The following is a 23,655-nucleotide window of genomic DNA, read 5'->3' as shown; positions in this document are numbered from 1 at the left end:
CTTACAAGGAAAGTGAGTTGTCTACTGCTTTTTTAGGAGCCGTCAGCACCTTACTCATATCAATCGGCGTCATGCCCTCGCCATAACACTTGACAGTAATCAGCGTTGTGAGGAGGCCTTCTTTTCCTTGAGAAGTATAGTGTTGCCCATACGCCCGAAAGGCTAGATGATTGTCGGAGGTTAATAGGGCATCCACCCCATTTTTGATGTCCTCTGCCTCCACTAGTTCAAAAATTCGATGTAGGTTTGATTCATAAGCCATCGGCTCCTGCTGGCTTCCCTCTTCTACTGTCACAAAGATGTCGCAGTCATAGTTGGGCAAGTCTAGAATCTCCAACATGAGCTGATCCATTTCCGCATGATGAATGGCTTCATCCAATTCTTCTAATCCTAAAATACTTTGTTTATGTAATAATTGCATGTTCTGCTTCCTCTATCTTTCTAAATTCTTTGGCAAGGGCTCGAATGACGGGGACCGTCACGCTATTTCCAGCCTGCTTGTACAATTGGCTCTTACTAGAGACACTTTCTGCTTTTTCATAGGCCCAATCGGGAAAGCCTTGTAACCTAAAACATTCTTTTGGGGTTAATCGTCTGATGCGCAAGCGATAGAGTTTGTCATCGATGACGATACCAGTCACTTCATGCCAACGGTCCTTACGGTATTCTAGAGCCGCCACGACTACCCCCATATTGCTTGAAGTCGTTAGGGTATTTGCGATACCTTTTCCAACTCGTCCTCTTCGTTTGGTTGACTCTGGATAAGCTAAGTTGATTGAATCTCCAAGTCTAGCCTTAGCGTACCCCAACTTTGTGGCTTCCTTGATTTTCAAATGAGGTTCTTCTTCTCGCAAGAGAATTTTGGGAACTTTATCGCCACCTTGCATGGTGGTAAGGGTTGGAGAAATCCCTGAAATGTCATAGACCCGACCTGTCTGCACAAAAGATGTGGGGAGAGTGCCTGCGACCATGACCCCATGCCTGTCTTGGCTCGTTAACGTAAACATCTCCTCTTCATTATCCTTAAATCGTCGCCCATTCTGGCGTTTGGCTACTCTATCAGGAGTGAGGACGGGTATGGCGATTTTTTGGCCCTCGCCTTTCCCTCGAACCAGAGTAGGAGCTAATCCTTCTGACAAGTAAACTTCCCCACTTAACCCCTTTTGGGACGGGTTGATATTTCCTAGTCGTTCAAGATGAGTTGGGCTACCTTCTCCTCTGAGAGGAAATAGGAATCGGGGACGGTAGGCTCGAGAATGTCCGATAATAAAGACCCTTTCTCTGTTTTGGGGAACGCCGAAATCTTTACTGTTAAGGACTTGCCATTCAACATCATACCCCAGCTCATCAAGCGTGCTGACGATTGTTCGAAACGTTCTCCCCTCGTCGTGATTGAGTAAGCCTTTGACGTTTTCAAGAAAAAGAAAACGTGGTTGGATTTGTTTGGTCGCTCGAGCAATCTCAAAGAACAAAGTTCCTCTAGTATCTTCAAATCCCAATCGTCGTCCTGCGAGTGAAAATGCCTGACAAGGGAATCCCCCACAGATGACGTCCACTTGTCCTCTAAGTTGTCTAAATTCTTGGTCTGTGACCTGTCTAATATCATGAAATTCTATTTCTCCTTTCGTGTCATACATGGCTTGATAAGACCGCATTGCGAACTTATCTACCTCACAAAATCCGATACACTTGTGACCTTCCAGTTCCATTCCGAGCCGAAAGCCACCAATGCCAGAAAATAAGTCTAAAAACTTCATCACTCCTCCTCTTCAAAAAAAGTACGTTCACATTCCAAACGAATGATTTCAAAAACGGTATAAACGAGTGAAATGGTCACAATCACGAACAAGATCCCATCAAGCATCTCTTCCTTCCTTTCTCAGTTCTCTATTGGTTTCAGCCAGTATGCCATTAAAGACATACTCCGCAATCGTTTCAGCATTCCGTGCAAATCGCATATTATCAAGCGCCAACTGATACCTCTTCTCAAAATGCATCAACATGGCCATATCGGCAGCTCCTTGCCTGTAACCTTCTGCCCTTAGCTGTTCATGAACCAAGCCCCAAATATAGTCCTTGTCATACTGGCTTGTTTTTTCGACCTTTCTTCTCAAGGATTGAAAGCTGTTTTCCTCCTCATCCTCTCCAAAAAAATCACTATCTTTAGTTTCACTAGTATTAGTCTCACTACTTTCAGTCTCACTAGGGGCTGAATTTAAGACTGGCCCCGGCTGATTTTGAGACTCCCCTCGTGTTTTTTTAACACTAGCCCCGTCTGAATCTAAGACTGGCCTCGTATCCTGTTCCAACTCCCCTAAGTAAATCTTATTTGCCAGTCGTCCTTTTTCACTAGAAGACTGTTGGACTTCCTCAATCAAACCATATTGTCTCAAGGCTTTCTTGATAGACAGGAGCTTAGACTTTGAGCAGCCCAAAAGTGCCATTAGTTTAGAATTGGAATAAATCAAATAGATGGATCCGTCTTCATCAATCCACCCTTTGGTCAAGGATAACTCCAAGCGGTCTTTTAGAACTGCGTAAGCAACCTTGACCTCTAACTTCATGTCCTTGTATCGCTCACTTTCAAACAAGAGTTTTGGCAATTTGTAATACCGCTCTGATGTCTGGTATTGATTTGCGGATATTCGTTTCATACGTCTCCCTCCAATTCCTTCATAGCTACATCTCCATTTTCATAGACCTGAATTAACTTCGCTTCTTCAAGTTCAGCTACAATTTCACTAGCTTCTATGATGTCTAGCTGCATATTAGCAACTAAAAAAGCCATCATCGTGTGACGGCTGGCCTGTTCTTCTGTTTGCATATTTTCTCCATTTCTTTTTACTAAAATAAAAAAGAGAACAATCCTATACTGTTCTCTTCTTACACTATTAAATTAAAACAAACGGCTCCTTTCAGATTATTTGTAGAACACTCAAATCCTTGATTTGACAGCGTTTTAAGCACCTGTCATTATTATGACACAATCCCCACCTGGTAAGGACCAGAGCCCATCGTTTTCCTGGACCAGTAGGATTTTATCCTTTTGGAAAATAGCTGCGCGGGTATCCAACTTAGGGGTCTGATAGCCTGTTTCATTGCAAAATAAGTCTTTCACCAATTCCAAGGGCTGTCCAGACGGCTCCACCAACATTTCCGCCGCAATCTGTCTAATTTCTTCGAAGCGCTCTATGTCATAAACATCTTTTCCATAGGCCAAGCCTGTCTGAGCCAAGGCTTGTAACCGTACGGCCCATTCCAACCACTTATCCATCGACATGACTTTCCCTCCAGTCTATGACAGCTTGCGCATGAATATGCCCATCTACCACAATCTCATGCTGGCTGACACCAGATTCTGCCACCATACGCGAACTCACCCAGCTAGTCGCCTCTACCTCCTTAAGATACTTGAGTTGGATTTTTTTAGGGACATGGCAGAGCAGAAAATCATAGCCTAGTGCTTCATACATCCATTCCAGATACTTGCCATTATTGACATGCCCATTCATGTCCAAATCAAAATAGCGAACAGGAAATTCTTGTACAGATGGGTTTTCCAAGAGCTGATACTTGGGAGCCCGAGGCAGTTTTTTGACCTGTTCAGACTGATAGGGAGCAATCAAGGCCTCTGGCACTGGAGCAACCTTGCGGCTCTCAAAATCAATCAAGACAAAATAGCAAAGAATATCTAGCAAGAGATTGCCCGCTTCATCATAGATGTAAAACATCCGATGACAGAAGAATTTATTGTAGGCAACCGCTTCTGTTTTTATTGTGATGGTTTCATTGTACTTGGGTAAATGTTTAATAGTTAGTTCATAATCCGTAACCACCCAAATCAAACCAAATTCCTGAAAAACATAGAGGTCACTGCGACCTAGTTCTTCCGACTGTCGACCTGACACACCAAGACAGTAGGAAATAAAGTCGGGCAGTTTGATGTCTTGTTTGACATCCACCATATCAAAGGGAATGGTGAAATTTTCTTGGTAGGTTAAGCCCATCGTTTTGCTCTTTTCTAATCTGTAATAATAAATCGTTCAGCAACTGTGTCGCCCAGAAACAATCCTTTTTTGGTCATCCGCAACCAACGGCCTTCTTCTTGTAAGAGGCCTTCATTTTTCAAGTCTCTGACCACCTGACCATAGCGGTCTTCAAAGGAAATGCCAAACTTTTCCTCGAATCGCTCAATAGACACGCCAGTTTTTTTCCGTAGCCCTAAAAACATCTCTTCTTCCATCTGCTCGGTCTTGCTAAGAAACTCTTCGTGCAGGCGGGAATGACCTTTTTCACGGATGGACTTGAGGTAGTGCTGGATGGGGCCGCGATTGCGGTAGCGCATACCGTCGATGTAGCCTGAAGCCCCTGCCCCCAAACCGTAATACTCGGAGTTGTCCCAGTACATGAGGTTGTGGCGGCTTTCAAAGCCGGGCTTGGTGAAGTTGGAAATCTCGTAGTGCTCAAAGCCATTTTTCTCCAACTCTTGCAAAATGTAGTCAAACATATCGGACTCCACATCTTCGTTGGGCAGATGCAAATTGCCACGGCGTTGGCGGTTCATGAAGACCGTATGGTTCTCCAAAATCAAGCTATAGAGGCTCATGTGGGGAATGTCCAACTCCAAAGCCTTTGCGACATTATCGACCACCTGCTCCATAGTCTGACCAGGAAGGGCATAAATCAGGTCGATGGAAATGTTGTAGAAACCTGCTTCCTTGAGGGCAGCGATGGTTTCATAAATCTGGGCCTGGTTATGGCTACGACCGATTTTTTTCAACATACGGTCGTCAAAGGTCTGGACACCCAGTGACACCCGATTGCACTTGGATTTTTTTAGTACTGCAATCTTGTCTGCAGTCAAGTCACCAGGATTAGCCTCAATAGTAAATTCTTCTACTTGCGACAAATCCAGCATGTTCTCCAGATTGGTCAGGAGGTAGTCCAACTGTTCTGCCGAGAGAGCCGACGGCGTTCCACCTCCGATATAGAGGGTCTTAAGAGCTGGCAGGTCGTAAAACTTGACCTCTTCCATAAGGGCGGCCAAATACTCATCAACAGGCTGGTTCTTGATAAAGACCTTGGAAAAATCACAGTAGTAACAAATCTGGGTACAAAATGGAATGTGGATATAGGCAGATGTCGGTCGTTTTTTCATACCAACTATTATAGCACACTGTCTGTAAAAATATTTTCTTGATACTTTCCCCCCCCTCAAATAATGATATAATGAAATAAAAAGGAGGCCCTCTATGAGAAAAGAAGTTATCTACGATGGTATCAACTTGATTCTATCATTTCTGCTTTGTCGCTGGCTCTTTATGACCTTTCTCTTTTACCAGTTCACGACCATTTTCATGACGGTTGATTTTTGGCCGACACTTGCGGCGATCCTGTTAATGACTGGGGTTTGCTTTACACTATTTCGACTGGTCTATAAGTCCCACATTTCGAGACTGACACTTTGGTTTTTCTACGCTTGCTACGGGCTTCTGCTAGTCTATCTTCTCTTTTTCAAAAGCATGGGCGTCAGAGGTGTCAACTTGGATCTCCTCAGCACCTTCTCTCAAGACCTATTTCTCAATCCAGCTATAGTGGTCTTCAACTTCCTGCTCTTTTTGCCATTTGGATTACTTTTTTCATTTTCTTGGAAAAAACTTTCTCTCTTTGTAGGGGTCATATTGCTAGTTGAAGCTTGTCAATTCTTCTTTTCACTGGGCTTCTTTGACCTTGGCGACATCTTGCTGAACACCTCTGGCTTTGTCCTTGGAAACTTCTTGGGAAAATCCGCAATGGCTCTATCTTTCAAAAATAGAATCGAGTAGGGACTAATTTCTAGTCCCTCTCACACCACCGTGCGTGCCGTTCGGCACACGGCGGTTCAACTAACTTTTAACGCATGTCGTTTTAGATAATAATCTAGGCAAGAAACCAGTCCACGTTTAGCGAGGACTGGTTTTGATATGGCACGTTTCAGTACAGACCTCTGAGCCACTAATTGATAATGGTCTCCCCAGCCAGATACTTTATCCGCTATCCACTTCGGTACTCCTAATTTGAGAAGTCCCCATAATCGCCTAGATTTCTTCTTCCATTGTTTCCAGATAATAACTCTTATTCGAGTTCTTAGTCGTTCATCAATGCTTTCCATGACTGATTTCATGTTCGTCATAGAAAAGTAGTTTATCCAACCTCGGATGACCCAGTTTAGTCGCTCAATTCGGCTGTCTAAGTCAATACTCCACTTACGGGCCGTTAGTTTCTTGAGTTTTCTCTTGAAACTCTGTACGCTATCCTGATGCGGACGACTTTTCCAGCCCTCAGATGATTTCCAGAACCCAAATCCTAGGTACTTTAATTTGCTCGGTCTCACAATCTTGGTCTTGGTCATGTTGACTTTCAAACCTAATCGTTTTTCAATATAACGACAAATTGAATGCATCACACGTTTAGCCGCCGCATCACTACCGACTGTGATGACGCAGTCATCTGCGTAGCGAACGAAGCGAAGTCCACGATTTTCCAACTCTTTATCTAGCTCATTAAGCATGATATTGGACAGGAGCGGTGATAGGTTTCCTCCTTGTGGAGTTCCAACTAGTGTTTTATACCGTTGTCCGTTGATGACTACACCTGAATGAAGGTACTTACGAATTAAAGATTCTGTATCTCCATCTTGGATAATGTTATGAACAAGCGACATCAGTCTATCTTGAGGAACGGTATCAAAGAACTTCTCCAGGTCTATGTCTACTATCCACTCATAACCGTCATTAAGGTATTCTAATAACTGGATAATAGCTTGTTCGCATGACCGATTGGGTCTGAATCCGTAACTCCTCTCAGAGAAATAGGGTTCACAAATAGGACTAATGACTTGGACAATAGCTTGTTGTATCATTCTATCCATGACCGTTGGGATACCTAACTGACGGTCTCCGCCGTTAGGTTTGGGAATTTCAACTCGTAAGACTGGCTGAGGTTTGTACTTCCTCTGCTTTATGAGTTCTTTAGTTGAACGCCAGTGTTTGCGGAGATAGTCATCTATTTCGTCAATAGTTACGCCGTCAATTCCTGCTGAACCTTTATTGGCTCTAACTTGATTGTAGGCTTCAAGCATATTGGACCGAGATAGGATATTATCTAGTAACTGTGACATGTGCGTATTCCTTTCTTGTTTCGGTGTCTGAGGGACGTCTTATATTGGTGAACTTTCCTCTAGTCAATACGTGACCGCACCCAGTTCTATCAGACCGCTAGTTTTACAGACACAAGTGAAGTAGGTATACTTCGGTTAATTGTTCAGCCCTTCGCTCCACCTCTATTACAGAAGTTTCATCGCTACTATGGCCTCGGCTGACTTCTCATGATTCGTTGTTACTACGTCTTTGACGCTCATGAGACCTCACGGGATAAGTCGTACATCTTTCCTCGTTTACTCTCGTGATTTACGTCTATAGGTTACGACTACCTTTTTGGACTTTAGAGTTGTATGCCCCCTCATCCCCTATATACGCCTTGTTATCACGTTTCTGTTCGTAGAGCCACGATTTCGCTATCCCTTCCTCTCCCCGCTACCTCACGATAGTCAGGCTTGGGAGTCGCTTTGGGGTTCACCGGTAGCGGGTGTCCACGGAGGACTTTCACCTCAGATGTACGACATGCCCGTCGTACATACAGAAAAAATGACCCCGCAAGGTCATTTTTAGTTTATGTAAACTCAATGAAAATCAAAAGTAGCCTAGGAAACGAAGCCGACGATAGAGACGATAGAACTGAAGTTCATCTAGGTAAGTTGACAACGGATAGTTTTGATTTTCGAAGAGTATTAGCTTACTTAGCTTCCAAATGCCAAATATCTTCGTTGTACTGTTGAATGGTACGGTCTGATGAGAAGAAGCCTGCTTTGGCAATGTTGACGATGACCTTGTCCAACCAGCTGTCACGGTCTTCATAGTCTGCCAACATTCTTTCCTTAGTTGCAATGTAGTCTTCCAAGTCTAGCAAGGTCATGAAGTGGTCATTATGCTTGAGGTTGTCCTGCAAGCGCCAGAGGCGTTCATCAATACCACCAGCCTGACGAATGGGGTCAGATGTGATGAAATCGATCAATGGACGGATAGCTTCACGCTCATAGAAGGCATAAGGATGATAGGTTCCATTTGCATAGTGGTTAATAACAGTCTGGCTATCTTGACCGAAAATGTAGATATTTTCATCACCAACTAATTCATGAATTTCCACATTGGCACCGTCGTCTGTACCGATAGTCAAAGCACCGTTGAGCATGAATTTCATGTTACCTGTTCCAGAAGCTTCTTTAGATGCAAGAGAAATCTGCTCTGAAATATCTGCCGCTGGGATGATGAAGCTTGCTTCTGTTACATTGTAGTTTTCAATCATAACCAGCTGCAAGTGTGGTGCCACTTCTGGATCATTTTTAATAACCTGTGACAAGACCAAAATCAAGTGGATAATGTCTTGGGCAGTTGTGTAAGCTGGTGCTGCTTTTCCGCCAAAGAAGACTGTCAACGGGCGAGTCGGGATATTGCCTGCCTTGATATCCAAATACTTATGAATAACATAGAGGACATTCATCTGTTGACGCTTGTACTCATGCATACGCTTGATTTGTACGTCAAAGATAGACTCTGGATTGACATCTACTCCTTGAGTTTTGGCAATGTGGCGTTGCAGTTTACGCTTGTTGTGCTGCTTGGTTTCTTCCAACCATGCCTTCAATTCTTTACTATCTTTGTGGTCCAAGAGTTTTTCCAACTCGCTAGCATCGTGGTGATATCCATGTCCAAGTAAGCCATCAAGGTAACTTGCTAAGCTTGGGTTGGCATGCATGAGCCAACGGCGGAAGGTGATACCATTAGTCTTGTTGTTAAACTTCTCTGGATAGAGCTCATAGAAGGCTTTCAACTCTGATGTTTTCAAAATCTCCGTATGCAGGGCTGCCACACCGTTGATAGAATAGCCATAGTGGATGTCCATGTGAGCCATGTGAACACGGCCTTGCTCATCGATGATATTAACCGCAGGGTCATTTTTTACCTCTTTTGCACGACGGTCCAATTCCTCGATAAATGGTACCAAGTGTGGAACTACACGATTCAAGAAGTCAAGCGGCCATTTTTCAAGGGCTTCAGACAAGATTGTGTGGTTGGTATAGGCAGTCATTTGCTTAACAATTTCGATTGCCTCATCAAAGGAGATACCGCGAAGCTCCAACAAACGAATCAACTCTGGAATCACCAGCGATGGGTGGGTATCATTGATTTGAACTACGGCGTAATCCGGCAAGTCATGAAGATTAGAGCCTTTGGCGATAGCCTCATCAATCAAGAGCTGGGCAGCATTGGACACCATAAAATACTGCTGGAAGATACGCAGCACCTTGCCCTCATCTGTCGAATCATCTGGATAGAGGAAGAGGGTCAAATTACGAAAAATGTCTTCCTTGTCAAACTCAATGCCATCATAGATGATATTGTCATCTACTGAACCAAGGTCAAACAAACGCAAACGGTTCTTCCTCTCTGTCTTATAGCCTGGCACATCGATATCGTACAACTTAGACGTCAAGGTAAAGTTAGCAAATGGCACTTGGTATGAAATTGGGGATTCTGTCAACCAAGAACGTGGCGTAATCCACTCATTTGGCACTGCAGATTGTTGGTGGTATTCAAACAACTGACGAAACAGTCCAAAGTGGTAATTCAAACCTACACCATCACCGTTGAGGCCAAGACTAGCAATCGAATCCAAGAAACAAGCTGCTAAGCGACCCAAACCACCGTTACCAAGAGATGGTTCCATCTCCACATCTTCAATGGCAATCAAGTCCTTCCCTGCAGCAGCTAACTGGCTCTTCACCTCATCGTAAACACCCAAGTTAATCAAGTTGTTAGACAAAAGTTTACCAATCAAGAACTCCGCAGAAATGTAGTAGACTTTTTTCTTCTGCTCATTGGTATATTTAGCCTCACTCTGTTGCTTGGTAAATGCTAGAAGTGCATAGTAGAGTTCATGGTCAGAACAGTCTTCAATCCGCTTAGCGTACATGGACTGGACAAAATTTTGTAAATTAATCATTTCTAATCTCCTAAATGAAACCAATATATGTAAGTATTCATGTTTATTTCGTTACGATATGTAACCGTTTTCTATTGTACACTAAAAAACAAAAAAAGACAAGCTAAGTTCCATACAAATAGAACTTAGTTCGTCTTTCAAACGGTACAGTTTAACCTGATAACTTCTCTGTCTACTGATTTAGGCTGTCGGACGATTGTCCTTAAACTTAACAACCACGCGTAGTTGACGATCAGGATGTTCCGTCAAATCAATCATTTGAACGCGAGCTTCCAAAATATCCCCGTGTCCATAAAAAAACATCCGGCTGATCAAACTATTCTTGTGCTTGGGAATGTAACCAAGCTTTTTCCCTTGATACAAAATTACAACAGCCTCTGAATCATAGGGATTGGTCGGCTCTGCAAGCATTTGTAATGAGGTTCCTAGCTTCAATTCTTTTAACAATCGCTCCCTTCTCGTTTTCAAGGAGCGAGCTCAGACAGTCCACTGGACTATCCGACTAATAAGCAAATCCTGCTAAATGGAAGTCTTCAACATGCCGTGTAGGTTCAAAGTTGGCAAACGTCATAAGTAACCTCCTTAATAAAAAAATCGTTCAGCTTATTCTGCAATCAGTGTCTCTAAACCGACCTTCATCATGTCTGTGAAGGTATTTTGGCGTTCTTCTGCCGTTGTATCCTCATCTGAATTGACCAAGCTATCAGAAATGGTCATGATAGCCAGGGTTTGGACACCGAATTTAGCACCCAGATAGTAGAGAGCAGCCGCCTCCATCTCAACAGCCTTGACACCGATTTGTCCTAGCTCCAAGTTACGGGCAAATAGTTTTGGAGAATAGAAACTGTCTGATGAAAGGACATTTCCCACGTGAGTGGCCAAGCCAAGGTCTTTAGCAATGTGGTAGGCCTTGTCCAGCAAATCAAAGTCAGCGATTTGTGGCAAGTCGTATTCTGGCCAATCGATGTTAATCATCTTAGAGTTGGTCGCAGCGGCCTGAGCCAAGACCAATTCACGGACATGGACATCCTTGTTCATAGACCCCGCTGTTCCCACACGAATCAATTTTTTCACACCGTATTCGTTGATGAGCTCGTGGGCATAGATGGAAATGGATGGCATCCCCATGCCAGTTCCCATGACAGAAACACGGTGACCCTTATAGGTACCAGTGTAGCCGAACATATTGCGGACCTCGTTGAAGCACACAGCGTCTTCAAGGAAGTTTTCAGCGATAAATTTAGCACGAAGCGGATCACCAGGAAGCAAAATCTTATCAGCGATTTCGCCTGGTTTTGCGGAAATATGGATACTCATTTTTTTCACAAAGGGCTACTAGCCCTTCCTTTCTTTTCTCTATTTATGTAACACAGATTTCAAATTGACTAGGTTACATATAGGCTTGCTCCTTGAAACCAAGTGTCCCTCTTAAAAAGGCAAATGGCAAGGCATAGATTGATTTATTGTATTGTGAAACCGTATCGTTGTAATACAGGCGTTGGTTGGTCACTAGAGCTTCAGTTTCTTTGATTTCTTGCATCAAATCCCGCAAACTCTCATCAGCCCTTCCTTTTGTATCCCGTTCGATCCGTTCCACCAACTTTGTAACTTTTGCAGATTGTTGCGACAGATGGTCATGGAAATTGTTTGAACCCGAATTGGAAGTGAATTTCTTCTTAGTTTGATGATGATTGGCATCATTTCCTTCTGCAGTCAGACGGTCTGACTGCTTCTCCTCTTCAATCAACTCGGAAAAGGTATTCTTCACAGACATTTTTAACTCGTGATCTACAATTTTATCCGTCACTTCTTGCAGTTGGTCCAACAACTTTGTAACATGTAGTTGTTTAATCTCTATTGCATTGTAAGAAGTGGTAATCTCCTCTTTTAAGTGAACAACCTTATTATATTGCAGTATAAATAAAATAATCAGATAGGAAATCACTGCACAAATAATCGAAGCACCATTGAAAGGCTCATAGTTGGTTTCAGAGCCACTTGTATCAATAGCCGCGAAGAAAAACAACCATACCATTGTAAGTAGCGCAATAATGCCTATCCTTTCAGAACACTGAACCAGGGGTTGTTGGTCATTGGTCCCTCCTACAACTCAGCCAAAATCGCCTTAATCAAGCCCTTGAAATTTTCTTTGATTTGTTCAGTCACTTCTACCACTTCTTCGTGGTTGAGTTCTGATTGGAAACCAGCTGCAAAGTTAGTGATAGCTGAAATTCCCAAGACATTCATGCCTGAGTGAGCTGCAACAATGACTTCTGGCACGGTTGACATGCCGACGGCATCGGCTCCCAGGGTCTTGAAGGCACGGATTTCTGCAGGCGTTTCATAGGTCGGGCCTGTTACACCGATGTAGACACCATTTTCAAGCTTGATGCCCAATTTTTCAGCAATAGCATGCGCTTTTTCACGGTAAGCTGGAGTGTAGGCATTGGACATATCTGGGAAACGAGGACCGAACTCTTCCAAGTTTTCGCCAATAAGCGGATTTTGACCAGTCATGTTGATATGGTCTGTGATAGCCATGAGGGTACCAGGACCGTAGTTGATACCACCAGCAGCGTTGGTGACAATGACGCCCTCACAACCCAAGGCCTTCATGACACGGACAGGGAAGGTCACCACTTCCATCGGATTTCCTTCGTAGAAATGGAAACGCCCTTGCAAAGCCAAGACCTTGCGACCAGCCAAGTCACCGTAGACCAGCTTGCCTGCATGCCCAACAACTGTTGACTTGCCCCAGTTTGGAATATCCGCATAGTCGATGACAATCGCATTTTCGACTTCTTCTGCCAATTCGCCCAAACCTGAGCCCAAAATCAAGCCAAATTCTGGCTTAATCAAGCCTTTTTCTTCTAAAAAAGCCTTTGTTTCATTGATTTTTTCTAATAGTGACATAATTTCTCCTTTTACAAATATCTTGACCAGTCGTATTCTGGCATTTTTTCTACGATTACGTTCAGCGGTCTGCAGAGAAAAGCGTTACTTTCTCGCTCGATAATGGGTCTGTTGACAAGACTGGGTTCAGCTACCATGAGTTCCAGAATTTCTGGCTCGGATTTTCCTGCAAAATCGTCCTGTGCCAGGCGGATAAGCTGGGAAGGCTGGGCATCCATTTTAGCCAAAATCCTTTCCAAATCTGCCTTGGACAGGAGATTTTCCAGATAATTAACCCAGGTCACTTCCAGATCTTGATGAGCGAGAAGGACCCGCAATTTCTTGCACTTGCTACAATCGGGATTGTAATAAACGGTTACTTTTTCCATTAGACTAATTTATCCAAGAATGACTCCCCAATCATGGCATTGTCCACACCGAAGTTTTCAGCAATAGTCGCCGAAATATCCGCAAAATGTCCCTGTGGAATCAAGCCGTTGCCAGTAAAGGATGGGCTGTAAGCCAAGAGCGGAATGTACTCACGAGTATGGTCCGTACCGACATAGGTCGGGTCATTCCCATGGTCAGCTGTGATGAGGAGCAGGTCGTCCTCACGCATGGCAGCTATAATCTCTGGCAAGCGTGCATCAAACTCATGCAAGCAATCACGGTAGCCCTTGGCATCACGGCGGTGACCAAAGTTGGCATCAAAATCCACCAGATTGGTGAAGGAGAATCCTGTCTCAAACTCAGCCAGACCCATGGTTGTCAAGAGGGTATCGACACCATGGTTGTTATTTTTGTTGTGGCCCATGTCGTTGGTAATGCCTGAGGCGTTGAAAATATCGCTAATTTTACCAACAGAGTAGGTCGAGATACCAGCATCTGCCAGTTTATTGAGAACAGTTGGCTCAAATGGAGAAACGGCATAGTCGTGGCGGTTGGCCGTGCGGGTAAAGTTACCTGGCTCACCAACATAAGGACGAGCAATGATACGACCCAGAAGGGCTGGACGTTCTAAGGTAATAGAACGCGCGTACTCACAGATACGATAGAGCTCCTCAAGCGGAATAATGTCCTCATGGGCTGCAATCTGAAGAACAGGGTCTGCGGAGGTGTAAATGATGAGCTCCCCAGTTTCCATTTGACGAGGACCAAAATCATCAATTACAGCCGTTCCAGAGTAAGGTTTATTGGCCTCGCGGATGACCTTACGACCTGAAAATTCTTCGATTTTGGTCAAAATTTCCTCAGGGAAACCATTCCAGAAGGTATCGAAAGGTTCGGTAATGTTGAGGCCCATGATTTCCCAGTGACCCGTCATGGTATCCTTACCAAGTGATACTTCTTCCAATTTTGTCGCATAACCTGTCGGATTTTCCTCGGCAGGAACTGTTTTCAGAGGTGTTTCACGAGGGATATTGCCGAGGCCCAGCTTAGCCATATTTGGCACATCCAGGCCGACTGTTTTTGAAATGTGTCCTAAGGTGTCTGAGGCACCGTCTGGCACGCCTGCATTGGTAAAGTTGTTGGCATCTGGCGCCGCACCGATTCCCACAGAATCCAGGACAACCAGGTGAATACGTTTAAATTTAGGCATATTGCTCTCCTTTTTTTTGTAAATAAACGTTCGTCTTTTAATTATAACATAAAAAAGCTCTCATTTTCTAAAAAATGAGAAGCGTTTTCAACTATTCTTTAGTAAGGATTTTGGGACCTTCTGCTGTTCCTACGATGACTCTTGAAATCAAGTTGATGAAGAGACCGTGCTCTACTACTCCAACTGTGTGGTCCAGTTCATTGGCCAAAGCAAGCGTATCCAAAATTCGTTGCAAATCCAGGTCAATGATGAAATTCTGCATATCGGTCACCAATTTCTGGCCGTCCTTCATACGGAAACTTGGTCGATAGCCCTTCTTCTCAAACAGTCGGAAAAGATTTTCAGAACCGTATTGAACCACTTCAACCGGCAGTTTGAAGGCTCCGAGTGTTTCCACTAGCTTGCTTTCATCCACAATCCAGATAGAGTCCTTGGAATAGCTGGCAACGACCTTTTCCATGAGCAGGGCTGCACCGCCACCCTTGATGCCGTTAAAAGCTCCGTCTACTTCATCTGCTCCGTCCACCGTCAAGTCAACATAATCCACCTCATCAATATTCTTCAGAGGAATCCCCAGTGAAGTAGCGTGTTTCGCTGTGGCATGCGAAGTCGTCACACCGATGATGTCCAGACCTTCTTCCTGGACCCGGCGACCGATTTCCTGGACGAAATAATAGGCAGTCGATCCTGTTCCCAGGCCCACAATCATCCCGTCCGTGACAAATTCAGCTGCCTTAATCCCAACTTGTTCTTTCAAATTTGACATAGTTTACTCCTTTGCTTTCTTAACTAGCCCTGTTGGTAAACCATGGTCTGCGCAAGTGCTTGACCGTCACCACCCAGCAACTCAACAAGTTTATAGGCAAATGGCAGACTGGTTCCGGCACCTCGACTGGTCACGATATTGCCATCGACAACCACCTCATCCGTCTGGTGAATCCCTGAGGCAATCTGCTCTTCCATGCCTGGATAGCAGGTAAAATGACGGTCCTTGAGAAGCTCCGCTCTCTCTAAAACAATGGGTGCCGCACAGATTGCTGCCACAAATTTACCAGCCGCAGCTTGAGTTTTCAATTCCTCAATCAAACCAGAATGGTCACGTAGATTGGTCGCCCCTGGCATACCGCCTGGCAGGACAATCAAATCATAGGCTGACAAATCGCCATCAAAGACAGAATCAGTCTGAACAGGAATCCCATGAGAACCTGTCACCGTCTGGCTGGTCAAGCCAACCATCTGGCAATCCATATTGGCCCGACGAAGGACATCAACCGGTGTCAGGGCTTCGATTTCTTCAAAACCTTCTGCAAATAAAACCGCTACTTTTTTCATTTTTCCCTTCTTTCTACACGCTTTATCGTGATTTTCTTATAGGATGATGCTTGGCGAGTCTGAGCCTCGTCAAACAGGGTAAATTGGTAACTCATGGACAATATCAGGCCAATGCCAATCAAGTTGGAAACCATAGAAGACCCACCCTGAGATATGAAAGGCAAGGGAATCCCGGTCAGTGGCAAGATACCTGTTGCTGCACCGATATTTTCAAAGACGTGAAAGAGCAACATGACAATGAAACCTGTCGAAATATAGGTGTAAAAACGATTGTTGGACTCGACAGTTATTTTCAGCATGCGATAGATTAAGAGCAGATAGAGCGCAATGACCACCGAGGCTCCGATAAAACCAAAATCTTCTGCAATAACCGTGAAAATCATGTCACTTTCGCGAACAGGAATCAGCAGATTGGTTTTATTGATGCCGATACCCGTCAGACCGCCACTGCCAATCGCAATCAAGCTTTGGGCTTGCTGATAGGTCGTTGATAGGGCATTTTCAAAGGGATCTAGCCAGCCCAAAATTCGGTTGATTTGATAGGTGTCCATCCCCATATTATGAAGAAAAGACCGCCCACCAGGACTGATGAATATCAGCAGAAAAACTCCGACCAAGACGACAGCTGTCAAGACGGCTGGTAATAAAATTTTCCAGGAAATTCCCGACAGGAGCAACATGCCACCGTATATGGCCACGAAAACCAAGGAAGTCCCCAAATCTCGCTGTAGATAAAGCAAGCCCAGGACTGGCAAGGTCAAGAGGGTCAGAAAGGTAATCAGACGAAAATCTTCCTTTAACTGCCGCACTGGATTCCGCTGTTGAAAGCTGACAATCAATCTGGCTGACATGACAATGTAGGAAATCTTCATGAATTCCGACGGTTGAAACAGTGTCATATCACTGACCGTTACCCAGTTTTTAGCCCCTGTAGAGGCAACCAACTCTGGACTAAAATAATAGAGAGGCAAAATCATCAATCCCAGTCCCAGCATGTAAAGAAGCGGAGCCATTTTCCATAAAAACTTATTGGAAAAGAACATAACTAGGAAGGCCAAACCGATACCTAAGGCGATCCACAGCAGCTGCTGGCCGACTATCCGCACCAGTTTTTCCGGAAAATCAATGCTAACGGCGATATAGAGGGATAAGATACCTATCAACAATAGTAAAAATACAGGTAATATCAGACCGTAATCAATCCGATTATCTAAATCAATCTTTCGAGTACTCATGTCTCCTGCTTTCTAAATCTAATCTTCTACTATTATAGCAGAAAATAACGCACCGTATTTTATCAAACCCAAGATTCCTATCAAAAATCGAAGATGCGGCTGGCTAACTATAGTCTAGAGCAATCAAAATGGCAATCACGCGCACAAAAAAGCCCTCTCCGAAACTCGGAAAAGGCTTAAAATCAATGTTTCTCTTAGTTCGCAGCGTTTGCGTCTTTGAGACCGTATTTTTTGTTGAACTTGTCCACGCGGCCGTCTGCTTGAGTGAATTTTTGACGTCCAGTATAGAATGGGTGTGAATCTGATGAAATTTCCACACGGATCAATGGGTAAGTTTCACCTTCAAACTCAACAGTTTCATTAGAGTTCTTAGTAGAACCGCTAAGGAACTTGTAACCAGTAGTTGTGTCCATGAAGACAACAGTGCGATATTCTGGATGGATATCTTTTTTCATTATAAAAATTCCTTTCTGCCATGGACTCTTTCCGAGCCATAGATTATAACCATTTAAGTTTACCAAAAGTTAGGCAGACTTGCAAGTCTTTTCCCCTATTTTCTCAACATTTTACAAAGCAGAGGCTCCGGAGGCCACATCCGAGGTCACACGCACCCCAAAACCGCCTCTTGAAGGGCTGGCCAAACCGTCTGACAAATGCTGTTTCCCAGCCACAACCCTGTCCACCAATCCCGGCGTCACAAAAACCTTGCCATCCAGGCCAATCAGCACAGCCTCAATACCCTCCGTCTGGCAAACCGTCCTGTAAATCTCCGTAATGGACTGACCAAAGAGACGTGTGGTCCAAATCTCGCCCTCGACCGACCACTTGGAGACAATGGAAATACTGGCCAGTTCAGAGGCAATGGGATAGCCTGTCTGCGGACTGAGGATATGGTGATAGGTCTTGCCTTCAACCGTTAGGCTCCTTTCGTAAATGCCAGAGGTGACCACCGATTCTTGAATGATTTGCAGAACCAAGATGTTCTTCCCTCGTTCTTTTCTAGGATCCTGAATACCGATTAGCCAGTTACCATCAGGATTATGAGGTGCCTGTCCAAATGTCTTTACATTGCCACCCAGGTTAATCAAGCCAGCAGTCACACCCATTCGCTCCAAAAATTCGACGATGCGGTCTGCCACATAGCCCTTGGCTAAGGCTCCCAGGTCAATGGCCATGCCCTCTTTTTCCAGATAGACCAGCATGTCCTCATCGTCCAATTCAATATCAGCTGGGTCAATGATAGCCAGCTTTTCATCAATTTCTTCCTGACTAGGCAGCTTGGCATCGGAAAAACCAATCCGCCAGGTCTGGACCAGCGGACCAATGGTGATATTGAGAAAACTCTTGTCAGCCAGGCTGTGTTCCTTGCCCAGCTTGATCAGTTCGTACAAATCCTCTGCAACAGGAACCGCCTGTACACCTGCATTGAGATTGACTTCCATGAGTTCCGAAGTCAGGTCATTGGCTGAAAAACGGTCCTTGTACAGAATAAGGAGGTTTTCCACCTGGTCTAAAATTGGCTCAGGATTCTCATGCCAAATCTTGGTTTCAATGACCGTCCCCATGAGACGGACGCTTCTGCTACTTGCTTGCATCTCGGACAACCTGCTGGATTTCTTGATAAATGGCTTCATTTTCGGCTAGGGAATAGGAATTAGCACCGCTGGCTAATGGATGCCCCCCGCCGTCATGTCGCTGGGCAATAGCCGAAATAGGAATATACTTGCTGCGGAGACGGACACGGTAGTTACCATCGGCTTGTTCCACAAAAATCCCCCAGGACTGGACATCACCGATACGACCTGGAGCGCCAACGATAAAGGAGGTTTCCGCATCTGTCACGCCGTATTTTTCAAGAGTAGCGCGGGTCAAGGTCACCCGAGCAGCACCATGTTCATCCACCTCTAAATTGTCGTAGACATAGCCTGTCAGCTTGGCAATCTTGTAGTCAATGGTGTCCATTTGGCGGCTCATCCTGGTAAAATCAAAGTCCTCCTGACGCAGGCGGGCCGCAATTTCAAAGGTGCGAGCAGTCGTCGCAGGGTAAAGGAAACGACCCGTATCTCCGACGATTCCTGCGTAAAGCAGGCGGGCGATTTCCCCGTCTAGTTTGAGATTGTTGGCCAGAGCAAACTCCGTAATCATTTCGCTACAAGAGCTGGCAGCTGTGTTGACCCAGAGCAGGTCACCGTAAGGCTCTTCGTTTGGATGGTGGTCGATTTTGATGAGAAAATCCCCAGTGGTATAGCGATTGTCATCCACTCGCGGCGTATTGGCCGTGTCTGTCACAATGACCAAGGCTCCGTGATACTCCTCATCTGCGACTGAGTCCATGCTAGCCAGCCAAGCCAGGGTTGGTTCATTCACACCTGTCGCCTTGACGTTTTTTTCAGGAAAATTGGCCTGCAATAATTTCTTCAAACCCACCTGACTACCAATGGCATCTGGGTCTGGCCGCTGGTGACGGTGAATGATAATAGTGTCGTACTTCTTAATGGTTTCTAAAATATCTGTAGTAATAGTCATAGCAACTCCTTTCCCAATATTTTAGCACAATCTCCCCCTTTTGAAAAATAAGGGAGTGTGGTATAATGGGATTACTATGTAACTTGGAGGAAATTATGGCACTAGCAAAAATTGTTTACGCTAGTATGACTGGTAACACAGAAGAAATTGCGGATATCGTAGCTAGCAAACTAGAGGAATTAGGTTTGGAGGTACAGGTTCATGAATGTACCACAATTGAGACGGAAGAAATCCTAGATGCTGACTTGATTGTCGTTGCGACCTATACTTATTCTTATGGTGGCGACGGTGAATTGCCAGATGAAATCATTGATTTCTACGCTGACCTAGCTGACCTGGACTTGACTGGTAAGGTTTACGGTGTCTGTGGTTCTGGCGATACCTTCTATGATGATTTCTGTAGTGCGGTAGATGATTTCGACACTATGTTGGGGTCACGTGGTGCGGTCAAAGGTGCTGAAAATGTCAAGGTAGACCTGGCTGCTGAAGACGAAGACATCGTTAACTTGGAAAAATTTGCCAGCGATTTAGCCGCAAAATTAGATTAAGATGCAGAACAAAATAACCAGTAACAGGTGTTACTGGTTCAGAACGTAGACAAACTAAACTCTGGATAAATAAACTGAGTAGCTCTGCTAAGAAAAATAAAAATTAAGTTTATTTCGCGAGCGGAGTGAGCCTTAAGTCGGGACTTTCTGCTGTGATGAAAACGCTAGAAACGTTGTCGTTTCTAGCGTTCGGATTCATTGAGACCTTAGGCTCAATGACTAGGTATGGAATTCCGTAGGTAGCTCAAACAGTCTGGGGGACTGTTTGAGGAGTAAACCCAGAAACAAGAAAGTTTACTACCGTCCGACATCACCCCAGGAAAGTCCGAAAAGAGACTTTATCTACAAACTCAACCAGTAACACCTGTTACTGGTTTTCTTAAAGGAGAATGGGATGCTATTAGAAGACATTCGAAAAGACATTAACAACTTGGACTGCCAACTTGTCAGCTTACTGGAACAACGCATGGAATTGGTCGATCAGGTCACAGCCTACAAACGTGCGACTGGAAAGCCAGTCCTGGATGCCAGCCGCGAACAAGCTGTTCTAGATAGAGTCGGTAGCCTAGTGGAAAATCCAGCTTACCGCTCTGCCATTGTCGCCACCTTCAGCGACATTATGGCCCAGTCCAGGGCCTACCAGGCGGAAAAATTGGCTGACTATGAATAACAAGATTTCACGCACTGGACAGCTCAGTCTCTTTTCCCTCATCATTGGTCTCGCCGCAGGAGTGATTGAAACAATTTTTGGCAGAGTCTTGTTGGCTATAGGCACTATCCGTACCGATTACTTCTCCTACCTCATTCCCTTGCTCAGTCTTGCTGGACTTCTCATCATCTTTGTCTATCAAAAATGGGGGAAATCCGTCGAATCTGGGATGAATTTGGTGTTTCAGGCAGGACAAGGACAAGACACCACTATTTCCCCTATTCTAATCCCACTGATTACCACAACCACTTGGCTGGGACATCTGGTTGGCGCATCAGTAGGACGCGAGGGGGTCGCTGTTCAATTGGGTGCCAGCATGTCGCACTGGCTGGGTAAGCACTGGAAAAGCGCACTTCCTAAAGACACTATGACACAAATTGGGATGGCTGCTGGCTTTGCTGGGCTCTTTCAAACGCCTTTGGCAGCTAGTTTATTTGCTGTTGAGGTCTTGGTGGTCGGGAGCATTTCTTGGGTTGCCCTGCCTTACTGTCTCCTTGCTGCTATCATCGCCTCTTCTACCTCGCATTGGCTAGGCTTGGAAAAATTCAGCCATTCCCTGTCAGCTTCTCCCTTCCAATTTGAAGATCTATTCAAGTGGATGTTAGTGGCCATCTGTCTCGGACTGATCGGTAACTGCTTCGCTTGGATCCTCACACATGCCAAAGCAGAAATATCTACTATTCTTCCCAATCCTTACTGGAGAATGCTTGCACTGGGTTTGTTGCTCTCGCTCTTTCTCTATTTAGCACACCTCGGTCGCTATTCTGGTTTGGGGACTAATTTAATTGAGGCTAGTCTATCTGGAAATACAATTTTTGCTTATGACTGGCTACTCAAGTTGGTCTTTACCTGCTTGTGCTTAATTGCAGGTTTCCAAGGCGGTGAAGTCACCCCACTCTTTGCCATCGGTGCAAGTGCAGGACTTGTTTTGGCACAGTGGCTTGGTCTCCCACCAGAATTGGTTGCTGCACTAGGTTATTGTGCTGTATTTGGCACTGCGACCAATACACTCCTTGCTCCTATTTTGATTAGCTACGAGGTGTTCGGTTCTGCTATTCTTCCATATGCCCTACCTGTGCTCGGAGTCGCTTATTTCCTCAACCGTAAACAAACCATCTACGGGCAACAAATTCATTGAATAGATAAAAAAGTCTGATTAGTAGGCTTTTTTCTTTCTCAAAAATTCAAAAAGAAACGCTGATGTTACAACGTTTCTCAAGTCGTATCTATCTCCCTCGCAGAAATAACGCAAGGAGCCGACTAATCTAACCAAGTTGCTGCAAACCTTGTCAAATCAATGCTTTTAGACGTTTTATTTTTATATAAAAAATCAAAAATATTCAAAAATAGAAAAAGTTTGCCCCTTTTTTGCCCCTTGATTATTCCTTATCTAGTAATTTCAAAAAAGTTTGTAAAAATACTTAACTACTATTATAAATAATAGTCTAAAAAAATAAAGTCCGTTATAACACAAAAAAGCCCAGCAAATCGCTGGGCTAAAATTATAATCGTACTGCGCCAAAAGATTCCACGGTCGCATCGCCCCAAATCCCTAGAGCGTAAAAGGTGCGGATTAAGTACTGCTGGTTATCAAGAGATACTGTGAGTGTATCTGCAGGGTTATATTTTGCATTAGACCAATCATAGATTGCTACATCATTGACTGGATTAAGCACAATATATCCATCACGATACCATTGTGCTACCCCGTTTGATGTCTTCCATGTATTGAGCTGGACAGACCTACATGCTGTTCGAATGATAGCATAAGTTAGCGGTGCGGCAGCCAATGTCGTGGTTGACGCTTCGAGCGCAGCAGCCTGACCAATTCCAAGCACACCACCAGTCTCTTGGACAGGGATTTTAAGTGATTTTCGCAGCTCTAAAATACAGCCGTTGTCGAAATATACTTGATAATACTCGCCCGCATCGTCAGATAGCGGTTCGCTGATAGCATATCCGGTCGGCGCATGTCTTAATACTTTGACAACAGCTTGACTTTCTGATGGTACTTTTAAACTATCCAACCACTCCTGCTCACCGCCGACAAAACCATTATCAACAGCAATCTGATAAGCAGATTTGCCGTCTTGGCCATCATTGTCAGGCAATCCTTGAGGACCTGGTGTCAGCTGGATATTTTCTAAGCGTTCGGAAAGGGCGCTAATTTGACTTCTAAGCTCGCTATCATCGTACTGGACTGATTGTTCCTGAGACTGTTTTAAGACGCTAATTTCCGCCAAAATATCGCTAATTTGAGTAGTTAAAGGCCCGTCATCATATTGCGGGATAGTTAACTTACTCGCTAGTTCATCCAAATCAATCTGGCCAGTTTGAAAATCCGCTAATTTCTGTTTGATATAGTCATCGACAGTCAACAGCTCGGCAATCTCATCTGTGATGACATCCCCTAGATTTTCATTGACCGTCAAAACGACCGAGTTAGTCGATGGAAAGACATATCCGGCATGTTCAACCTCAACGATGTAACTGCCGACTGGCAGTGTATTTGGCAAATTAAATGTGACCTGGTTATCAACGACCTCAGCATCATACTCAATCTTGGCTTGACCTTGGACCAGTTGGATTTTAGCCGGACCATTCAATACGGCATTATCATCCGTCTTTAATTTTAACTTAAAGATCGATGATGTATCACCTTGCTTAATAACGGATCCGTTAACCCATGTTAATCTAGTCTTATCAGACATA

Annotated in this window: 25 protein-coding genes and 1 pseudogene; 4 read left to right on the top strand and 22 right to left on the bottom strand. The window is 44.5% G+C overall.

Features of this window, described 5'->3' with window-relative positions:
- Position 1 precedes the first annotated feature (1 nt).
- From AB1F57_RS05430 to hemW, 7 genes and pseudogenes are all read right to left on the bottom strand, one after another.
- Positions 2-421 carry a hypothetical protein gene (locus tag AB1F57_RS05430; RefSeq protein ID WP_167785822.1) on the bottom strand — a complete coding sequence of 140 codons (420 nt, stop codon included), beginning with the start codon at positions 419-421 and terminating at the stop codon, positions 2-4.
- On the bottom strand, positions 405-1,757 hold the full coding sequence (gene dcm / locus AB1F57_RS05425; RefSeq protein ID WP_167785823.1) for a DNA (cytosine-5-)-methyltransferase: 1,353 nt from the start codon (positions 1,755-1,757) through the stop codon (positions 405-407). The genes AB1F57_RS05430 and dcm overlap by 17 nt, the downstream gene beginning before the upstream one ends.
- Before the next feature lie 99 nt (positions 1,758-1,856).
- The gene (locus AB1F57_RS05420) at positions 1,857-2,654 is read right to left on the bottom strand and encodes a replication initiator protein A (protein WP_167785824.1); all 798 of its coding nucleotides are present in this window, start codon (positions 2,652-2,654) and stop codon (positions 1,857-1,859) included.
- The gene (locus AB1F57_RS05415) at positions 2,651-2,824 is read right to left on the bottom strand and encodes a hypothetical protein (protein ID WP_167785825.1); all 174 of its coding nucleotides are present in this window, start codon (positions 2,822-2,824) and stop codon (positions 2,651-2,653) included. The genes AB1F57_RS05420 and AB1F57_RS05415 overlap by 4 nt, the downstream gene beginning before the upstream one ends.
- A gap of 165 nt (positions 2,825-2,989) precedes the next feature.
- Positions 2,990-3,280, bottom strand: a pseudogene (locus AB1F57_RS05410) (NUDIX hydrolase N-terminal domain-containing protein); the annotation flags it as partial.
- Positions 3,267-4,007, bottom strand: coding sequence for an acyl-ACP thioesterase domain-containing protein (locus AB1F57_RS05405; protein ID WP_367986242.1), 741 nt, complete (start codon positions 4,005-4,007; stop codon positions 3,267-3,269). The pseudogene AB1F57_RS05410 and the gene AB1F57_RS05405, both read right to left, overlap by 14 nt.
- Positions 4,008-4,021: 14 nt before the next feature.
- Complete coding sequence (gene hemW, locus AB1F57_RS05400; protein ID WP_367986241.1) at positions 4,022-5,158, bottom strand: radical SAM family heme chaperone HemW; 1,137 nt, start codon at positions 5,156-5,158, stop codon at positions 4,022-4,024.
- A gap of 94 nt (positions 5,159-5,252) precedes the next feature.
- Between hemW and AB1F57_RS05395 the strand changes: the two genes are divergently transcribed.
- Entirely contained in the window at positions 5,253-5,825 is a 573-nt protein-coding gene (locus tag AB1F57_RS05395) for a VanZ family protein (protein WP_167785828.1), read from the top strand.
- A 56-nt stretch (positions 5,826-5,881) separates the two neighbouring features.
- Here AB1F57_RS05395 and ltrA read toward each other — a convergent pair whose 3' ends face one another.
- The 14 genes from ltrA to AB1F57_RS05325 form a co-directional block, all read right to left on the bottom strand.
- Complete coding sequence (gene ltrA / locus AB1F57_RS05390; RefSeq protein WP_367985804.1) at positions 5,882-7,159, bottom strand: group II intron reverse transcriptase/maturase; 1,278 nt, start codon at positions 7,157-7,159, stop codon at positions 5,882-5,884.
- Positions 7,160-7,833: 674 nt separating this feature from the next.
- Entirely contained in the window at positions 7,834-10,101 is a 2,268-nt protein-coding gene (locus tag AB1F57_RS05385; protein WP_167785156.1) for a glycogen/starch/alpha-glucan phosphorylase, read from the bottom strand.
- Positions 10,102-10,281: 180 nt separating this feature from the next.
- Entirely contained in the window at positions 10,282-10,548 is a 267-nt protein-coding gene (locus AB1F57_RS05380) for an HIRAN domain-containing protein (RefSeq protein WP_245169936.1), read from the bottom strand.
- 156 nt (positions 10,549-10,704) lie between these two features.
- On the bottom strand, positions 10,705-11,418 hold the full coding sequence (gene deoD, locus AB1F57_RS05375) for a purine-nucleoside phosphorylase (RefSeq protein WP_167785165.1): 714 nt from the start codon (positions 11,416-11,418) through the stop codon (positions 10,705-10,707).
- Positions 11,419-11,491: 73 nt separating this feature from the next.
- A complete protein-coding gene (locus AB1F57_RS05370; RefSeq protein ID WP_167785157.1) occupies positions 11,492-12,136 on the bottom strand; it encodes a LemA family protein in 645 nt (214 codons plus the stop codon).
- 68 nt (positions 12,137-12,204) lie between these two features.
- Positions 12,205-13,014, bottom strand: coding sequence for a purine-nucleoside phosphorylase (locus AB1F57_RS05365; protein ID WP_167785158.1), 810 nt, complete (start codon positions 13,012-13,014; stop codon positions 12,205-12,207).
- Positions 13,015-13,025: 11 nt separating this feature from the next.
- The gene (locus AB1F57_RS05360) at positions 13,026-13,382 is read right to left on the bottom strand and encodes an ArsC/Spx/MgsR family protein (protein WP_167785159.1); all 357 of its coding nucleotides are present in this window, start codon (positions 13,380-13,382) and stop codon (positions 13,026-13,028) included.
- Complete coding sequence (locus AB1F57_RS05355) at positions 13,382-14,593, bottom strand: phosphopentomutase (protein ID WP_105136917.1); 1,212 nt, start codon at positions 14,591-14,593, stop codon at positions 13,382-13,384. The genes AB1F57_RS05360 and AB1F57_RS05355 overlap by 1 nt, the downstream gene beginning before the upstream one ends.
- A 91-nt stretch (positions 14,594-14,684) precedes the next feature.
- On the bottom strand, positions 14,685-15,359 hold the full coding sequence (gene rpiA / locus AB1F57_RS05350; RefSeq protein WP_367986240.1) for a ribose-5-phosphate isomerase RpiA: 675 nt from the start codon (positions 15,357-15,359) through the stop codon (positions 14,685-14,687).
- A 23-nt stretch (positions 15,360-15,382) separates the two neighbouring features.
- On the bottom strand, positions 15,383-15,925 hold the full coding sequence (locus tag AB1F57_RS05345) for a DJ-1 family glyoxalase III (protein WP_105122533.1): 543 nt from the start codon (positions 15,923-15,925) through the stop codon (positions 15,383-15,385).
- Entirely contained in the window at positions 15,922-17,160 is a 1,239-nt protein-coding gene (locus tag AB1F57_RS05340) for an FtsW/RodA/SpoVE family cell cycle protein (protein ID WP_367986239.1), read from the bottom strand. Before AB1F57_RS05340 ends, AB1F57_RS05345 begins: the two co-directional genes overlap by 4 nt.
- A 194-nt stretch (positions 17,161-17,354) precedes the next feature.
- Positions 17,355-17,615, bottom strand: a complete 261-nt coding sequence (locus AB1F57_RS05335; RefSeq protein WP_105110411.1) for a type B 50S ribosomal protein L31 — start codon at positions 17,613-17,615, stop codon at positions 17,355-17,357.
- A gap of 111 nt (positions 17,616-17,726) precedes the next feature.
- On the bottom strand, positions 17,727-18,755 hold the full coding sequence (locus tag AB1F57_RS05330; protein WP_170239102.1) for an FAD:protein FMN transferase: 1,029 nt from the start codon (positions 18,753-18,755) through the stop codon (positions 17,727-17,729).
- Positions 18,742-19,686: a bifunctional oligoribonuclease/PAP phosphatase NrnA gene (locus AB1F57_RS05325; RefSeq protein ID WP_367986237.1), complete on the bottom strand. Its 945-nt coding sequence runs from the start codon at positions 19,684-19,686 to the stop codon at positions 18,742-18,744. The genes AB1F57_RS05330 and AB1F57_RS05325 overlap by 14 nt, the downstream gene beginning before the upstream one ends.
- 95 nt (positions 19,687-19,781) lie before the next feature.
- On the opposite strand from AB1F57_RS05325, the gene AB1F57_RS05320 reads away from it, so the two are divergent.
- From AB1F57_RS05320 to AB1F57_RS05310, 3 genes are all read left to right on the top strand, one after another.
- On the top strand, positions 19,782-20,234 hold the full coding sequence (locus AB1F57_RS05320; protein ID WP_105110414.1) for a flavodoxin: 453 nt from the start codon (positions 19,782-19,784) through the stop codon (positions 20,232-20,234).
- A 394-nt stretch (positions 20,235-20,628) separates the two neighbouring features.
- Entirely contained in the window at positions 20,629-20,904 is a 276-nt protein-coding gene (locus tag AB1F57_RS05315; RefSeq protein WP_105136911.1) for a chorismate mutase, read from the top strand.
- On the top strand, positions 20,897-22,081 hold the full coding sequence (locus AB1F57_RS05310; protein ID WP_170242263.1) for a chloride channel protein: 1,185 nt from the start codon (positions 20,897-20,899) through the stop codon (positions 22,079-22,081). Before AB1F57_RS05315 ends, AB1F57_RS05310 begins: the two co-directional genes overlap by 8 nt.
- 364 nt (positions 22,082-22,445) lie before the next feature.
- Here the strand turns inward: AB1F57_RS05310 and AB1F57_RS05305 are convergent, their stop codons facing one another.
- Positions 22,446-23,654, bottom strand: coding sequence for a hypothetical protein (locus AB1F57_RS05305; protein WP_367986235.1), 1,209 nt, complete (start codon positions 23,652-23,654; stop codon positions 22,446-22,448).
- Position 23,655 lies beyond the last annotated feature (1 nt).

The sequence above is a fragment of the Streptococcus nasisuis genome (genome assembly GCF_040836615.1).
GTDB classification, from domain to species: Bacteria; Bacillota; Bacilli; order Lactobacillales; family Streptococcaceae; genus Streptococcus; species Streptococcus suis_V.
The sequence above is the reverse complement of the archived record's forward strand: the minus strand, read 5'-3'. Positions and strand labels throughout refer to the sequence as shown.

Excerpts from the sequence above, each read along its gene's own strand:
- AB1F57_RS05430 (WP_167785822.1), bottom strand. The coding sequence starts at position 421 with ATGCAATTATTACATAAACAAAGTATTTTAGGATTAGAAGAATTGGAT.
- dcm (WP_167785823.1), bottom strand. The coding sequence starts at position 1,757 with ATGAAGTTTTTAGACTTATTTTCTGGCATTGGTGGCTTTCGGCTCGGA.
- AB1F57_RS05420 (WP_167785824.1), bottom strand. The coding sequence starts at position 2,654 with ATGAAACGAATATCCGCAAATCAATACCAGACATCAGAGCGGTATTAC.
- AB1F57_RS05415 (WP_167785825.1), bottom strand. The coding sequence starts at position 2,824 with ATGCAAACAGAAGAACAGGCCAGCCGTCACACGATGATGGCTTTTTTA.
- AB1F57_RS05405 (WP_367986242.1), bottom strand. The coding sequence starts at position 4,007 with ATGGGCTTAACCTACCAAGAAAATTTCACCATTCCCTTTGATATGGTG.
- hemW (WP_367986241.1), bottom strand. The coding sequence starts at position 5,158 with ATGAAAAAACGACCGACATCTGCCTATATCCACATTCCATTTTGTACC.
- AB1F57_RS05395 (WP_167785828.1), top strand. The coding sequence starts at position 5,253 with ATGAGAAAAGAAGTTATCTACGATGGTATCAACTTGATTCTATCATTT.
- ltrA (WP_367985804.1), bottom strand. The coding sequence starts at position 7,159 with ATGTCACAGTTACTAGATAATATCCTATCTCGGTCCAATATGCTTGAA.
- AB1F57_RS05385 (WP_167785156.1), bottom strand. The coding sequence starts at position 10,101 with ATGATTAATTTACAAAATTTTGTCCAGTCCATGTACGCTAAGCGGATT.
- deoD (WP_167785165.1), bottom strand. The coding sequence starts at position 11,418 with ATGAGTATCCATATTTCCGCAAAACCAGGCGAAATCGCTGATAAGATT.
- AB1F57_RS05370 (WP_167785157.1), bottom strand. The coding sequence starts at position 12,136 with ATGGTATGGTTGTTTTTCTTCGCGGCTATTGATACAAGTGGCTCTGAA.
- AB1F57_RS05365 (WP_167785158.1), bottom strand. The coding sequence starts at position 13,014 with ATGTCACTATTAGAAAAAATCAATGAAACAAAGGCTTTTTTAGAAGAA.
- AB1F57_RS05360 (WP_167785159.1), bottom strand. The coding sequence starts at position 13,382 with ATGGAAAAAGTAACCGTTTATTACAATCCCGATTGTAGCAAGTGCAAG.
- AB1F57_RS05355 (WP_105136917.1), bottom strand. The coding sequence starts at position 14,593 with ATGCCTAAATTTAAACGTATTCACCTGGTTGTCCTGGATTCTGTGGGA.
- rpiA (WP_367986240.1), bottom strand. The coding sequence starts at position 15,359 with ATGTCAAATTTGAAAGAACAAGTTGGGATTAAGGCAGCTGAATTTGTC.
- AB1F57_RS05345 (WP_105122533.1), bottom strand. The coding sequence starts at position 15,925 with ATGAAAAAAGTAGCGGTTTTATTTGCAGAAGGTTTTGAAGAAATCGAA.
- AB1F57_RS05340 (WP_367986239.1), bottom strand. The coding sequence starts at position 17,160 with ATGAGTACTCGAAAGATTGATTTAGATAATCGGATTGATTACGGTCTG.
- AB1F57_RS05335 (WP_105110411.1), bottom strand. The coding sequence starts at position 17,615 with ATGAAAAAAGATATCCATCCAGAATATCGCACTGTTGTCTTCATGGAC.
- AB1F57_RS05330 (WP_170239102.1), bottom strand. The coding sequence starts at position 18,755 with ATGCAAGCAAGTAGCAGAAGCGTCCGTCTCATGGGGACGGTCATTGAA.
- AB1F57_RS05325 (WP_367986237.1), bottom strand. The coding sequence starts at position 19,686 with ATGACTATTACTACAGATATTTTAGAAACCATTAAGAAGTACGACACT.
- AB1F57_RS05320 (WP_105110414.1), top strand. The coding sequence starts at position 19,782 with ATGGCACTAGCAAAAATTGTTTACGCTAGTATGACTGGTAACACAGAA.
- AB1F57_RS05315 (WP_105136911.1), top strand. The coding sequence starts at position 20,629 with ATGCTATTAGAAGACATTCGAAAAGACATTAACAACTTGGACTGCCAA.
- AB1F57_RS05310 (WP_170242263.1), top strand. The coding sequence starts at position 20,897 with ATGAATAACAAGATTTCACGCACTGGACAGCTCAGTCTCTTTTCCCTC.
- AB1F57_RS05305 (WP_367986235.1), bottom strand. The coding sequence starts at position 23,654 with ATGTCTGATAAGACTAGATTAACATGGGTTAACGGATCCGTTATTAAG.